The organism is Sphingomonas mucosissima (genome assembly GCF_002197665.1).
Taxonomy (GTDB): Bacteria; Pseudomonadota; Alphaproteobacteria; order Sphingomonadales; family Sphingomonadaceae; genus Sphingomonas; species Sphingomonas mucosissima.
Map to the genome: position 1 here is coordinate 15,359 of NZ_NBBJ01000006.1, position 12,529 is coordinate 27,887.

Genomic DNA, 12,529 nt, shown 5'->3' on the forward strand with positions numbered 1-12,529 from the left:
ACGCAACGTGCGGGATTCATACGCCTTTCTTCGCGATCCTCCAACACCGTTCGTCATGCCGGACGAACAATCGGACGATTGCCGGCTGTGCAGACATGAGGAAGGCCGCCCAGTTGCCTGGGCGGCCTCCAAAAACACCGTCTTCGACGCGAAGATTACATCGCGTTGGTGGTGGTGTTCGTCATCATCATGTCGTTGGTCATCATGGTGTCGTTTGCCATCATGCCGCCGTTCATGGCGCCATCAACCGCCGTCATGTTGTCGGTCATGGTGTCGAGACCTTCGGTCGCGTTCATGTCGGTGATGGTGGTGTTGTCGACCGTGGTTTCGGTCTGCGAGCCGCAAGCCGAGACGGCGAGCGCGGCTGCGGCAATGGCCGAACCAGTCAGGATCTTCGAGATAGCACGCATGGAAAGCTCCCTAGATAGTGGATTTGGACGGCGGACGGATCCTTAATACCCAAATCAGAGTGGATATTAGTCACAGAACGCCGCCCCCTCAAGCCTCGTTTTAACGCGCACAAGTAAGACTTTCGAGGAAAGCGTTGGCCGTTAACGCCAGCGCCGCGTCAAAGGTTTCAAAAGCATGGGCAGCGCCGAGCGCCTCGGCGCTGGTCACCGGGTATTCGGCGATGCCGCAAGGCACGATGCCGCCGAAGTGCGCGAGGTCCGGCGAAAGGTTCACCGAGAAGCCGTGCATCGTGATCCAACGGCGCACGCGCACGCCGATCGCGCCGATCTTCGCCTCGGCGCCAGACTGGTCGTGGGTCCAGATCCCGATGCGGCCGGGTGCCCGGAACGCGGCGATGCCCATCTCGGCCAGCGCCGCGATCACCCAGCCCTCGAGGGCGTGCACGAAGCAGCGAACATCGCGTCCGCGGTTCGCCAGGTTGAGCACGAGATAGCCGATGCGCTGGCCGGGACCATGATAGGTGTACCGGCCGCCGCGTCCGGCCTGGACAACGGGAAAGCGCGGGTCGATCAGCTCCGCCTCGTCGGCGCTCGTGCCCGCGGTATAGACCGGGGGGTGTTCGAGGAGCCAAACGAGTTCATGTTCGGAACCGGCCGCAACACCAGCGGCACGCTCCTCCATTTGCCGTAGCGCGGTTGCATAATCCGTCAGGCCGGGCGTCACCCGCCATTCGATGTCTTGCATGTCGATCACGCCCCGCCAGATGCGCACCACCGATGCGATTGGCAAGCGGTCGCCCGATCGGCTAGCGTTTCAGACATGATGCAAGGGGCAGGGCGGTTATGATCAGCATGGGATTGGTCTGGGACCGCGCAATGGCCGTGATCTCCGGGCGGCTCGGCATTTTATTGTCGCTCGCGGTGATCTTGCTGATCCTGCCGCCTGTCGCACAGGCCGGGCTTGAGGCGATAAGCGACACGTCCTTCGCCTTGCGGTCAACGAAGTTTGCCGCCTCGCTCCTTGTCTTTATCGCCGCCACGATCAGCGCGATCGCGATGACGGCGGTGGCGAGTGATCCTGCGGTTGATCAGGGGGCGGCACTCGCCATCGGGCGGCGGCGGCTTGGCCCGTTCATCGGCGTGTCGCTGCTGATCGGCCTTCTGTTCGCCGTGGCGATGATCCCCGGTGCGGTTCTGATCGGGCTGGCCGGCTTTGATGTGGCGCAAGCACGCGCGGGCGGGGTTCCAGACGGCGTGAACATGCCGCTGTTAGGCGCTGGTTTGCTGTACTTTATCGTCTTGATGCCGGTGATGTTGTGGGCAGCGGCGAGGCTGCTGCCGCTGAGCGCAGTGATCGTGAACGAGCGCCGCGGCGCGGGTGCGATCAGGCGCTCGTTCGCGCTTACCCGGGGTAGCAGCCTGAAGCTGATGGGCGTCCTGATCCTCTATGGGCTCGTTTTTCTTGTGGTGCTCATGGCAGCCACATCGGTGGTCGGGGTCGTCGCGCGCCTGCTGGCCGGAGCGGACAGCCCGGTGATCGTCTCGCTGGTGATTGCCGCTGTCACGGCGGTGGTGACGGCGCTGTTCAGCATTTTACAGATGGTGTTCGCCGCGCAGCTTTACCTCGCCGCGCGAGAAGCGCACGACGCGGCATGACCATTACCTTTGCACGCCTGCTGGCGGACGGCTGGGCCGTCTTTCGCCGGGAGGCTAATCTCGTTCTCGCCTTGGCAGGGGCGTTGGTGTTCCTGCCCGCCTTCGCCGTCCAGCTTCTCTGCGATTCCATGCCGCCGCTTCCGGCTCAGCCGTCGGACGAGGCAGCGATGGCCCAGTGGATGGCAGCGGTGTCCACCTGGGGGCAAGGAAATGCCTTGTGGTATCTGCTGGCCGATGTGGTCGGCATGGTGGGGCTGGCCGCCATTGCGATGCTGCTGATCGCACCGGGCCGTCTCACGGTCGGTGACAGCCTGATCGTTGCCCTGCGGCGCCTGGGGCGGTTCGTGCTGCTCAACCTTCTTGTCGCGATCCCGGTTGGCATGGGGCTGTGGCTGTTCGTGCTGCCTGGGCTTTATATCCAGGCGCGGTTGATCGCGGCCGTGCCGGTGGTTGCCGCCGAACCCGGACAGAGCGCCGCCCGCGCACTTGGCCGAAGCTGGCGGCTGACCAATACGGTTGCCTGGGCGACACTAGGGGCCGTCGTGTCGCTGTTTCTGATGCAATGGCTGGCGGTTAGCCCGCTTTTTTCATTCGACAGCTGGCTGCGGCAGCCGGAGCATGACAATCCGTTCCTGATCGCTCTGGTGGCCGCGCTGCTCGCCGCAGCCGGCACTTTCTATAACCTCGGATTGCTGCTGGTCGGGGTCGCGGTTTACCGCCGGTTCGCCAACAGCGGCACGTGAGGCGCGGTTTCGGCCGGCAACAATCCCGCGAGGCGCGGATCGGCAAAGGTTTCGACGGTCCGCTTGATCGCGACAAAGCCCTGTGCTCGGTAGAAGTTCAGCGCGGACGGGTGATCCAGCGTACATGTGTTCACCGTCACGCGGCCAATTCCCGGGCGCCAGCTGCGTGCCATGGCTTCGCTCATCAGCCACCGTCCGTGTCCGCGGCCGGCAAGCTCCGGGATGAGGCCGAAATACGATAATTCGCACCCGCCGTGATGCCGAAAGTCGAGCTCTAACATGCCGACTTCGATGCCCATCCGGTCGATCGCGGCATATATCTCGATCGCTGGATCGCGAATGATCGGGAGCAGTGCGTCCTCGGCCATGGCCAGGCGGGAGAACCACAACCAGGGCGCACCCACGCGGCGAAAGAGCGTCCGGTATGCCTCCGCGGTCGGTTTTGCCCAGCGAACCAGCCGAAAGGGAGACGGGGGCAGCGGCCGTAGCGGCGGCTTGCCAGTCATCTCCAGCGTGGTGACGATCGTCGCCACGTGGTCGTCCGGAACGGCGATCAGGCCCATGTGGCGACGGGCGGGAGGCTCATCAGGATGGCATCGATGTTTCCGCCCGTCTTCAAGCCGAACAATGTCCCGCGATCGTAGACCAGGTTGAATTCCGCATAGCGCCCGCGCCACGCGTTTCGCTGGGCAATCTCCGCGTCCGAAAACGGGGCATTCATCCGGCGGCGCACGATTCGAGGGTAAACCTCTAGGAAGGCGCGGCCGACATCCTGCGTGAAGCCGAAGTTTGCGGCGAAATCGCCTTCAAGATGGTCGTAGAAGATACCGCCGACCCCGCGATGAACCTTGCGATGGGGGATGTAGAAATAGTCATCGGCCCATTGCTTGAAACGGTCGTAATCGGCCGGATCGTGCCCGTCGCAGGCGGCCTTCAGGCACGCGTGAAAGTCTGCGGTGTCCTCCTCGATCGGAAGCGGCGGGTTCAGGTCTGCGCCGCCGCCGAACCAGCGTTTGGTAGTCACCAGGAAGCGCGTGTTCATGTGCACGGCCGGCACATGCGGATTGGCCATATGGGCAACCAGGCTGATGCCCGTGGCAAAGAAGGTGGGATCTTCCGACGCGCCGTGGATCGTCTTGCCGAATTCGCCGTCGAATTTGCCGCCGACCGTGGAGACGTTGACGCCAACCTTCTCGAACACGCGCCCCTTCATTACGCCGCGAACCCCGCCACCGCCGGGCGCGCCGGACGAATCATGGCGATCCCACGCGGTGTAATCGAAGGCGGCATCGGAGCCGGCCTCACGCTCGATCGCTTCGAACTCGGCGCAGATGAGGTCGCGAAGTTCCTCAAACCATGCGCGGGCGGCGGCTTGTTCGTTATCGAGCATGTGCATCGGTGGCTGATACGTGTGGGTGGGCCGACCTGTCGAGGTGCCAGGAGACGCCGTGCCGCCCACGGACGCACGGCTCTGTCACGGCGGGGGCGCCGGGTTGCTCGTCTGGCGAAGTGATTCGGCCAGGATGATGCCGGCGCTGACAGCGACATTGAGGGAGCGCAGGCCCGGCTGCAGCGGAATCCGCACCGCCAGATCCGCAGCCGCGTGTACGTGATCCGGCACGCCTGCGCTTTCGCTTCCGAACAGCAGGATGTCGTCGGATTCGAAGCGTGCCTCCCACAAATCAACCGCGCCGCGCGTCGTAGCCAGAATCAGCCTTCCTTGCCGTGCGGTGTTGAAGGCGGCCCAGTCCGCATGGCGCACGACCTGCGCAACTCCTGCATAATCCATGCCCGAGCGGCGCAGCGCGCGGTCGCTCCAGGGGAAGCCCATCGGCTCGATCAGGTCCACCGCCACGCCAAAACATGCCGCGGTACGCAGGATGGTGCCGACGTTTCCGGCGATGTCCGGCTCGAACAGGGCGATGCGCATTCCTCTTCCTTAGCCCCGTTGGTCGACGCTGACACGATGAAGGCTTGATGAACCGAGGCAAAAATCACCATTGGCAGGGGCAGGGTGCGCAGCTATCAACCGCCCACCCCGCGGGTCGATGGGGTTTTCAGGCGGGCGTCGGGGGAGGCTCTTTCCATTTGCGCTCCCCGCCGGGGCCGGTTGGACAAGGGTTGGTGAATGGCGACGGTCGACAACACGATTACTCCGGGCGATTATCCTGCCCGACATGACGAGGACGGGCATGATCCCCGTCGCCGCGATTTTATCAATATCGCCGCGGTCGCCTGGGCTGGTGTTGGCGCAGGCGTTGTTGTTCTGCCGCTCATCAATCAGATGAATCCGTCGGCCGACGTGCTCGCGCTGTCCACGACCGAGGTCGATATCAGCAAGATCGAGCCGGGGCAGGCGATCAAGTCCACGTTCCGCAAGCAGCCGCTGTTCGTGCGCAATCTGACGCCCAAGGAAATCGCTGAGGCCGACGCTGTCGCGGTAAGCTCGCTGCGCGATCCGCAGTCGCTCGACGACCGCACCAAGGCCGGCAAGAAGAATTGGCTGATCACGCTGGGTGTTTGCACCCATCTCGGCTGCGTGCCGCTAGGCGCCGGCGAGGGTGAGAATAAAGGGCCGTTCGGCGGCTATTTCTGCCCCTGCCATGGCTCTGCCTATGACACCGCAGGCCGTATTCGCTCGGGCCCCGCACCGACCAACCTGGTCGTTCCCGATTATGCATTCACGTCCGACACAGTCGTGACGATCGGTTAAGGTAGCGACAGATGAGCTTTCCCTGGGCCAATCATTACGAGCCGAAGCAGCCGCTGATGCGGTGGCTCGACGAGAAGCTGCCGCTGCCGCGTCTCGTTTATAACGCCGTTGGCGCTGGCTATCCCGTGCCGCGCAACCTGAACTATTTCTGGAACTTCGGCGTGCTCGCCGGCCTTGCGCTGGTGGTGCAGATCGTTACCGGCATCGTCCTGGCGATGCACTATGGCGCCAATTCGCTGGTCGCCTTCGCCTCGGTCGAAAGCATCATGCGCGACGTGAACGCCGGCTGGTTCCTGCGTTATGCGCACGCGAACGGCGCCTCGATGTTCCTCGCCGTGGTGTACATCCACATCGCACGCGGCCTTTATTACGGGTCGTACAAGGCGCCGCGCGAGATGGTGTGGCTGCTCGGCGTCGTGATCTTCCTGCTCATGATGGCAACTGCCTTCATGGGATACGTTCTTCCCTGGGGGCAGATGAGCTTCTGGGGTGCGCAGGTGATCACCGGCTTCTTCTCGGCCATTCCGCTGGTCGGCGAGCCGATCCGCGTGCTGCTGCTGGGCGGCTATGCGCCGGACAACGCCGCGCTGAACCGCTTCTTCTCGCTTCACTATCTGCTGCCGTTCGTGATCGCGGGCGTCATCGTCCTGCACATTTGGGCGCTGCACATCCCGGGTTCGAACAACCCAACCGGCGTGGACGTAAAGGGTGAGCAGGACACGGTGCCGTTCCACCCCTATTACACCGCCAAGGACGGCGTCGGCGTGGCCGTGTTCTTCCTGATCTTCGCCGCGCTGGTGTTCTTCTCGCCGAACCTGCTCGGGCACCCCGACAATTACATCGAGGCGAACCCGCTCTCGACGCCGGCGCACATCGTTCCGGAATGGTACTTCCTGCCGTTCTACGCGATCCTGAAGAGCTTCACCGCGGACTTCATCCTGACGGGCAAGCTGTGGGGCGTGCTGGCGATGTTCGGCTCGATCCTCCTGCTGTTCTTCCTGCCGTGGCTCGATAGCTCGCCGGTTCGTTCGGCCAACTATCGCCCGACGTATCGCTGGTTCCTGATCGTGCTGGCGCTCGACGTACTGGTGCTCGGCTATATCGGCGGCGCGGAAGCGACGGCACGCAACGTCATCATTGGGCAGCTCGCGACGGCTTATTACTTCGCGCACTTCCTGATCATCCTGCCGATCGTGTCGCGCTCGGAGCGTCCGCGCCCGTTGCCGAACTCGATCACCGAAGCGGTGCTCGCCAAGCATGGCGGCACATCGCCCGCCCAGACCGCGCTGGCGCACTGAGCCGTACAGGGGAATAACAAGATAATGGTTCGTACCATCGCACTCCTGGTCGGCGCGGCTTTCGTGTTCGTCCTCGGCATTTCGCTGTTCGGGACGATCTCGACAGCGATTTCCGATCCGGCTCCGGAAACCGCGGAACATGAGTTCCACTTGCACCCGAAGGACGCGGAGCTTTCCTCGGCCGGTATGTTCGGCAAGTTCGATCGCCAGCAGCTGCAGCGCGGCTTGAAGGTCTATCAGGAGGTTTGCGCCGCCTGTCACAGCCTGCGCTACGTCTCGTTCCGCGATCTGGAGCAGATCGGCTATTCGGAAGGCCAGGTGAAGGCGCTCGCTCAGGCGTGGCCGATCGAGCAGCCGGGCGTGAATCCGGACACCGGCGAGGCCGCGACTCGCAAGAACGTCGCATCGGATCGCTTCCCGAGCCCCTATGCGAATGAAGTCGCCGCGCGCGCTGCCAACAACAACGCGTTGCCGCCAGACCTTTCGCTGATCGCCAAGGCGCGGCACGATGGCCCGAACTACGTCGCATCTTTGCTGACGGGATATCAGAACCAGCCGGCGGAATTGCTGCGCAAGTTCCCGGACGCGAAGACGCCGCAGGGCCTGTACTACAATCCGTACTTCCCGAACCTCAACATCGCCATGCCGCCGCCGATCACCTCGGATGGGCAGGTGACCTACGAGGACGGCACGAAGTCGACGCGTGACCAGATGGCGAAGGACGTCGCGGCGTTCCTCACCTGGACGGCCGAGCCGAACCTCGAAACGCGGCACGGCGCCGGCTTCGCATCGGTGATCTTCCTGATCATCTTCGTCTTCCTGACAATCGGTACCTATCGCAACGTGTGGCGCGGCGTGAAGCACTGAGCCGCCCCATCGCAAGATGAACTGAACAGGAGGGGCCCTGCTCGCATGACGCGAGCGGGGCCTTCTTCTTTGTGGGGCAGGTGCAGGGGTGGCCCGGTCAACCCGCTTGCGAGGCCCCGACGCGGCGGGCATGTGCCTCTCCATGACCACCACCCACAGCGATACGCCGGAACCGGGAAGCGTCAGCAACGCGAATGCCAATGACGATCTCAAGGCATTGATCCGAACGATCCCGGATTTCCCCAAGCCCGGCATCCTCTTTCGCGACATCACCACCTTGCTGCTCAACCCCGCCGGGTTCGCGGCGAGCATCGCGCGCATGGCTGATGCGACGCATGGACCGATCGATCTGGTGGCCGGTATCGAGGCGCGCGGCTTCCTCTTTGCAGCGGCGCTCGCGTCACCGCTGAAAGCTGGCGTGCTGCTGATCCGGAAAGACGGCAAACTGCCCGGCGCAACGATCGCGGAGGATTATGCGCTGGAATACGGGCAGGATCGTATCGCCATGCATGCTGATGCCTTGGCTCCCGGTGCCCGCGTCCTGTTGGTCGATGATCTGATCGCCACCGGCGGCACCGCCCGCGCCGCCATCAGGCTGCTGCGAAAGGCTGGCGCGTCCGTCAGCCAAGCCCAGTTCCTGGTCGATCTGCCCGATCTTGGCGGCGCGAAGTTGCTACGTGACGACGGCGTGGATGTCAGCGCCTTGATTTCGTTCCCGGGCCATTAAGGAACCGCGCTCTATTAACCTCGTTTCGACTTCATTGCGGCGCGTATTCTGCCGTTCTCCGGCGTGTGGGAGTGGGAACATGAGTTTCAAGCGGTTCGGACTGGTGGCGTTAATTAGCGGCCTGGCTTTCGGTGCGGCCGGCTGCACCGACGGCTACGGCTATGGCGGGGCATCGCTCGGCTATGGCTCCGGCTATTACGCCGATCCTTATTACGCTGGTGGGGACTTCGGTGGTTATGCGCCCGGCCTGGGCGGCCCGTTCGGCTGGTATAACGACTTCTATTATCCCGGTACCGGGGTCTTCGTGTACGATCGCTACCGCCGCCCGTTCCGCTGGAACGATACGCAGCGCCGCTATTGGCAGGGACGTCCCGGCTGGAATCGGCCAGGCGCCCGCGCGAACTGGAACGACTTCCGCCGGGATTACCGCGCGGAGCGGCGGGACTTGCGCGGGGACTTGCGAGAAAACCGTCAGGGCTACCGCGATGGCACGATCAATCGCGAGCAATTCCGCCAAGGCCGGCGCGACGCGCGGCGCGAGTTCCGCCGCGATGTACGGCAGGATTGGCGCGAGCTGCGGCGGGACAATCGCGCCGATGGCATACGGACCCCGCGGCAGAACCGCGACCCAGGCGTTACGCGCAATCCCGGCATGAACCGAGGTCAGGGCATGCGCGGGCCTGGCCTGAACCGCGGCGGTGGTCGCGGGGCCGAGCCTCGGGGAAATGAACGTCCGCGGTGATGGGCGCCGTCGCGACGAATCGTCTCGGCTGATCAGCCGGTAGGGCGGGTCGCAATCAGGCCGTTCGACACCATGGACATGACGGCCACGTCATCCTGATTGTAGACCGTCATCCGGCTCTTGAAGATGCCCATCTCCGGCCGGGATTGCGACTGGCGTTTTTCGATCACTTCGGTTTCGCAGCGTAGCGTGTCGCCGGGGTAAACGGGCTTCAGCCAGCGCAGCTCATCGACACCTGGAGAGCCGAGGCCGGCCTGCTTGTTGTTCTTCAGGTTCTCGACGATCATTGACATGACCATCGCGCAGGTGTGCCAACCACTGGCGGATATCCGCCCGAAGTGTGTCCGTGCGGCGGCATCGTCCGAAAGGTGAAACGGCTGCGGGTCATAGCGCGACGCGAAGTCCATGACTTCCTCCCGCGTGACCTTGTAGCTGCCGAAGCTCGCCTTCGCCCCCACCGCGATGTCTTCGAAATATTGCATGCGCTCTCCTGTTATTCGCGGAGCACGGGACGAAATACCGCGTCCGTCCCGTCCAGCGTAGGATCACCCGGCAGGCCGAGCAACGTGCGCAGAAGCGGCGCGACCGCAACGTTGTCGAACACCGGCAGGCGCCGGCCACGGGCGAACGACGGGCCATTGCCGATAAAGAGCGCGCGCATGCTGGGGTGCAGCGGGTCAAAGCCGTGGTTGCCGCGCGCAAAGGCTTGGGCGGGCGCGGTCTTCATCAGCTCCCAGCCCGGCTCGGCGAGGCAGAGGAACGCCGGGATGCGGACGTTGCGACCATAGTGGAAGCGCGCCGGGATACTCTCCTTGCGCCAGCATTCCATGTGGGGGTGCTGCTTCAGCAAGGCGGACGCGACGGCTGCTTCGCGCCCAGGCAGCGGCGAGAACGTCGCATAGGGGCCGCTTTCGACAATGCGCGCGTCAGTCGGGGGGACAACGCGATCAAGCGCAACCACGCGCTCGCTTGACGTGGCGGCCATGCCATGATCGGAAACAATGATCAGGTTGGCAGGCTGGCCCAATTCGGCGAGGCCCATCATCAGCGCTCCGATCTGCCGATCGACTTCCGCCACGGCCGTTTGCACGCCCGCAGCGTCGGGCCCACCGCGGTGCCCTTCGGTGTCCACCACGTCGAAGTAGGTGGTCACGAAGCGGGGTCGGATGCCTGCCGGGCGCCGCATCCAGTCGATCACCTGCCGAACGCGGTTCTCGCCGGGCATCTGCTGGCTGAATGCCTGCCAGTCGCTTGGCCGCACGCCCCCAGTCAGCAGGTTCGGCCATTCGGCGCCGCGCGTCCCACCCCAGGCAACGGTGGAGCCGGGCCAGAACATCGACGCGGTCCTGATCCCCGCCTGTTCCGCCGTCACCCAGATCGGCGGCGCAGCGTTCCACCAGAAGGGATCGTCGGTCGCCATGGTGAAGACCTCGCCCGGCCGCGCGGGATCCTCCATCATGTTTGCCGTGATCCCGTGCCGATCCGGGCGAAGGCCGGTCACCAGCGTCCAATGGTTGGGATACGTTTTGGATGGAAAGGAGGGCCGCATCGGCCCGGTCACGCCTTCAGCCGCCAGCCGGGAGAGGTTCGGCGTGATCCCCCGATCAAGGTAATCCGGGCGAAACCCGTCAATCCCGACGAGGATGGTGACTGGGGTACGCGCCTCATTGGGTGCCGAGACCGCGGCCAGCGGCGCGGGCGCAGTTGCGGCCGGAAGGGCGGAGGGTGTCCCGGGGTACGCGCACCCAGCCAGAGAGACGGCCAGGGAGGATACCGCGGCAAGGGCGGGAATCAGTTGGCGAAGCATCCGGTTGCGGTAGCGATCAGACGCGTCGCTGTCGCCAGTCTGATTGCTTACAGCCCGGCCCGTCAGGGAATAACAAGCGCACGTCAGGGCCCCTGGTGGCCGAGCCGTGCGCTCGTGTCGATGATTTCAGCCGCGCCCTCACCGGGCCGGTGTGCGCGCGGCGGCCACGCGCCAGATCACGTTGCCAACGTCATCGGCGACGAGCATCGCGCCCGTGCGATCGCCAATCACGCCAACCGGCCGGCCCTGCGCTTCGCCCTTGGCGTTGAGGAAGCCGGTCAGCACATCGATCGGCTTTGCGCCGGGCGCCGGCCAGCCCTTGTCGGTGAAGGGAACGAAGGTGACCTTGTAGCCCGATGGCGGCACGCGGTTCCACGAGCCATGCTCGCCAATGAAAGCGCCATGGGCATAGCGCTGCCCAAGATTGACGTCACCGGCGAAGGTGAGACCCAATGCGGCGACATGCGGTCCCAAGGCATAGTCCGGCCGCTTCGAATATTGCTGCAGCTGCGGATTGGCCGGCTCCACGCGCTTGTCGGGATAGCCGCCCCAATAATACCACGGCCAGCCGAAGTGATCGCCCAGTTCGATCGCGGTCAAATAGTCGGGGACAATATCGGAACCCAGCATGTCGCGCTCGTTGACCACCGTCCACAGCTGCTTCGACTGCGGGTTGATCGCCATGCCGTTGGGATTGCGCAGGCCAGCGGCATAGACACGCGACGTCTTTTCCTTGGGCCAGACCTGAAGGATGTTGGCGCGCTTGCGCTCCAGATCGAGACCCTTTTCGGCGATGTTCGAAGCGGAGCCGACCGAAACGTACAATGTGCGGCCGTCCTCGGCAGCGATCACGTTGCGCGCCCAATGGTTCTCGCCGCCCGGCAAGGTGATCACCACTTCCGGCTTGGCGTCGATCTTGGTCGCGCCCTCCGTATAGGGCACGCGAACCAGTGCGTCGGTGTTGGCGATATAAAGCTGTCCGTCGAACAGCGTCATGCCGAACGGTGAGTTGAGCCCGGTCATGAACACGGAGCGGAACTCCGCTTCGCCGTTGCCATCCGCATCGCGGAGCAGCGTGATCCGGTTGGCCGAAGGAACCCCGGCGCCTGCGCGGCCCATCAGATAGCGCATCACCTGATCCACGAAGCTGCGCCCACGTGGCGGGGAGTTCGTTTCGGCAACAAGCACGTCACCATTGGGCAAACGGTACATCCAGCGGGGATGATCCAAGCCCTCGGCAAAGCGCGAGACGGTCAGCCCGGCGGCGGCCTGCGGCTTCGCGCCGGCAGGCCAGCCAACGGCATCGGCAACCTTGACCGTCGGGATCATCTGGCTGCGCGGCTCGGTGATCCTCGGCCGCTGGCCGGTCACCTCCGCAACATCGACGCGGGCCTTGTCTGGCCAGCCCAGCCAGGTGAAGATGCCGATGCCCGCGAGGACAACCAAGCCCAGCACGATCAGAATGTGTTTGCGCATGGAGACGAGATAGACGCGCGAGGCCGTGGGGGGAAGGGTGGTTAAGGGCGCCTGAGGCCGCGCGCGCGCAGGAACGTGCAAGCCTGCACG

15 protein-coding genes are annotated in these 12,529 nt (G+C 64.4%); 7 read left to right on the top strand and 8 right to left on the bottom strand.

Translation table 11 applies throughout. The features are described from left to right. Positions 1-155: 155 nt before the first annotated feature. Both SPMU_RS14680 and lipB read right to left on the bottom strand, forming a co-directional pair. On the bottom strand, positions 156-410 hold the full coding sequence (locus SPMU_RS14680) for a hypothetical protein (RefSeq protein WP_088334797.1): 255 nt from the start codon (positions 408-410) through the stop codon (positions 156-158). Positions 411-510: 100 nt separating this feature from the next. Then, complete coding sequence (gene lipB, locus SPMU_RS14685) at positions 511-1,155, bottom strand: lipoyl(octanoyl) transferase LipB (protein ID WP_088335125.1); 645 nt, start codon at positions 1,153-1,155, stop codon at positions 511-513. Positions 1,156-1,286: 131 nt separating this feature from the next. Here lipB and SPMU_RS14690 point away from each other — a divergent pair, with 131 nt between their 5' ends. Further along, complete coding sequence (locus SPMU_RS14690; protein ID WP_088334799.1) at positions 1,287-2,066, top strand: hypothetical protein; 780 nt, start codon at positions 1,287-1,289, stop codon at positions 2,064-2,066. Then, positions 2,063-2,809, top strand: coding sequence for a hypothetical protein (locus tag SPMU_RS14695; protein ID WP_088334801.1), 747 nt, complete (start codon positions 2,063-2,065; stop codon positions 2,807-2,809). Before SPMU_RS14690 ends, SPMU_RS14695 begins: the two co-directional genes overlap by 4 nt. Here the strand turns inward: SPMU_RS14695 and SPMU_RS14700 are convergent. The 3 genes from SPMU_RS14700 to SPMU_RS14710 form a co-directional block, all read right to left on the bottom strand. After that, on the bottom strand, positions 2,779-3,372 hold the full coding sequence (locus SPMU_RS14700) for a GNAT family N-acetyltransferase (protein WP_088334803.1): 594 nt from the start codon (positions 3,370-3,372) through the stop codon (positions 2,779-2,781). The genes SPMU_RS14695 and SPMU_RS14700 overlap by 31 nt on opposite strands. Beyond that, positions 3,363-4,205, bottom strand: coding sequence for an oxygen-dependent coproporphyrinogen oxidase (hemF, locus tag SPMU_RS14705; RefSeq protein WP_088334805.1), 843 nt, complete (start codon positions 4,203-4,205; stop codon positions 3,363-3,365). The genes SPMU_RS14700 and hemF overlap by 10 nt, the downstream gene beginning before the upstream one ends. A 78-nt stretch (positions 4,206-4,283) precedes the next feature. Next, positions 4,284-4,739, bottom strand: coding sequence for a tRNA (cytidine(34)-2'-O)-methyltransferase (locus SPMU_RS14710; protein ID WP_088334807.1), 456 nt, complete (start codon positions 4,737-4,739; stop codon positions 4,284-4,286). 198 nt (positions 4,740-4,937) lie between these two features. On the opposite strand from SPMU_RS14710, the gene petA reads away from it, so the two are divergent. From petA to SPMU_RS14735, 5 genes are all read left to right on the top strand, one after another. Next, positions 4,938-5,522, top strand: coding sequence for a ubiquinol-cytochrome c reductase iron-sulfur subunit (petA, locus tag SPMU_RS14715; RefSeq protein ID WP_088334808.1), 585 nt, complete (start codon positions 4,938-4,940; stop codon positions 5,520-5,522). 11 nt (positions 5,523-5,533) lie between these two features. Beyond that, entirely contained in the window at positions 5,534-6,820 is a 1,287-nt protein-coding gene (locus SPMU_RS14720; protein ID WP_088334810.1) for a cytochrome b, read from the top strand. Positions 6,821-6,844: 24 nt separating this feature from the next. After that, entirely contained in the window at positions 6,845-7,687 is an 843-nt protein-coding gene (locus SPMU_RS14725; protein WP_088334812.1) for a cytochrome c1, read from the top strand. Positions 7,688-7,829: 142 nt separating this feature from the next. Next, the gene (locus SPMU_RS14730) at positions 7,830-8,414 is read left to right on the top strand and encodes an adenine phosphoribosyltransferase (RefSeq protein WP_088334814.1); all 585 of its coding nucleotides are present in this window, start codon (positions 7,830-7,832) and stop codon (positions 8,412-8,414) included. A 79-nt stretch (positions 8,415-8,493) separates the two neighbouring features. After that, complete coding sequence (locus SPMU_RS14735; protein ID WP_088334816.1) at positions 8,494-9,156, top strand: peptidase; 663 nt, start codon at positions 8,494-8,496, stop codon at positions 9,154-9,156. 32 nt (positions 9,157-9,188) lie between these two features. Here the strand turns inward: SPMU_RS14735 and SPMU_RS14740 are convergent, their stop codons facing one another. From SPMU_RS14740 to SPMU_RS14750, 3 genes are all read right to left on the bottom strand, one after another. After that, complete coding sequence (locus SPMU_RS14740) at positions 9,189-9,638, bottom strand: MaoC family dehydratase (RefSeq protein WP_088334818.1); 450 nt, start codon at positions 9,636-9,638, stop codon at positions 9,189-9,191. A gap of 11 nt (positions 9,639-9,649) precedes the next feature. After that, the gene (locus SPMU_RS14745; protein ID WP_088334820.1) at positions 9,650-10,963 is read right to left on the bottom strand and encodes an alkaline phosphatase family protein; all 1,314 of its coding nucleotides are present in this window, start codon (positions 10,961-10,963) and stop codon (positions 9,650-9,652) included. A gap of 138 nt (positions 10,964-11,101) precedes the next feature. Beyond that, the gene (locus SPMU_RS14750) at positions 11,102-12,439 is read right to left on the bottom strand and encodes a PQQ-dependent sugar dehydrogenase (protein WP_088334823.1); all 1,338 of its coding nucleotides are present in this window, start codon (positions 12,437-12,439) and stop codon (positions 11,102-11,104) included. Positions 12,440-12,529 lie beyond the last annotated feature (90 nt).

What these genes read in the sequence shown, in the direction of transcription:
- SPMU_RS14745 (WP_088334820.1), bottom strand. Translation starts at nt 10,963, where the DNA reads ATGCTTCGCCAACTGATTCCCGCCCTTGCCGCGGTATCCTCCCTGGCC.
- SPMU_RS14725 (WP_088334812.1), top strand. Translation starts at nt 6,845, where the DNA reads ATGGTTCGTACCATCGCACTCCTGGTCGGCGCGGCTTTCGTGTTCGTC.
- SPMU_RS14680 (WP_088334797.1), bottom strand. Translation starts at nt 410, where the DNA reads ATGCGTGCTATCTCGAAGATCCTGACTGGTTCGGCCATTGCCGCAGCC.
- SPMU_RS14735 (WP_088334816.1), top strand. Translation starts at nt 8,494, where the DNA reads ATGAGTTTCAAGCGGTTCGGACTGGTGGCGTTAATTAGCGGCCTGGCT.
- SPMU_RS14690 (WP_088334799.1), top strand. Translation starts at nt 1,287, where the DNA reads ATGGCCGTGATCTCCGGGCGGCTCGGCATTTTATTGTCGCTCGCGGTG.
- petA (WP_088334808.1), top strand. Translation starts at nt 4,938, where the DNA reads ATGGCGACGGTCGACAACACGATTACTCCGGGCGATTATCCTGCCCGA.
- SPMU_RS14720 (WP_088334810.1), top strand. Translation starts at nt 5,534, where the DNA reads ATGAGCTTTCCCTGGGCCAATCATTACGAGCCGAAGCAGCCGCTGATG.
- SPMU_RS14700 (WP_088334803.1), bottom strand. Translation starts at nt 3,372, where the DNA reads ATGGGCCTGATCGCCGTTCCGGACGACCACGTGGCGACGATCGTCACC.
- SPMU_RS14695 (WP_088334801.1), top strand. Translation starts at nt 2,063, where the DNA reads ATGACCATTACCTTTGCACGCCTGCTGGCGGACGGCTGGGCCGTCTTT.
- SPMU_RS14730 (WP_088334814.1), top strand. Translation starts at nt 7,830, where the DNA reads ATGACCACCACCCACAGCGATACGCCGGAACCGGGAAGCGTCAGCAAC.
- SPMU_RS14740 (WP_088334818.1), bottom strand. Translation starts at nt 9,638, where the DNA reads ATGCAATATTTCGAAGACATCGCGGTGGGGGCGAAGGCGAGCTTCGGC.
- lipB (WP_088335125.1), bottom strand. Translation starts at nt 1,155, where the DNA reads ATGCAAGACATCGAATGGCGGGTGACGCCCGGCCTGACGGATTATGCA.
- SPMU_RS14710 (WP_088334807.1), bottom strand. Translation starts at nt 4,739, where the DNA reads ATGCGCATCGCCCTGTTCGAGCCGGACATCGCCGGAAACGTCGGCACC.
- SPMU_RS14750 (WP_088334823.1), bottom strand. Translation starts at nt 12,439, where the DNA reads ATGCGCAAACACATTCTGATCGTGCTGGGCTTGGTTGTCCTCGCGGGC.
- hemF (WP_088334805.1), bottom strand. Translation starts at nt 4,205, where the DNA reads ATGCACATGCTCGATAACGAACAAGCCGCCGCCCGCGCATGGTTTGAG.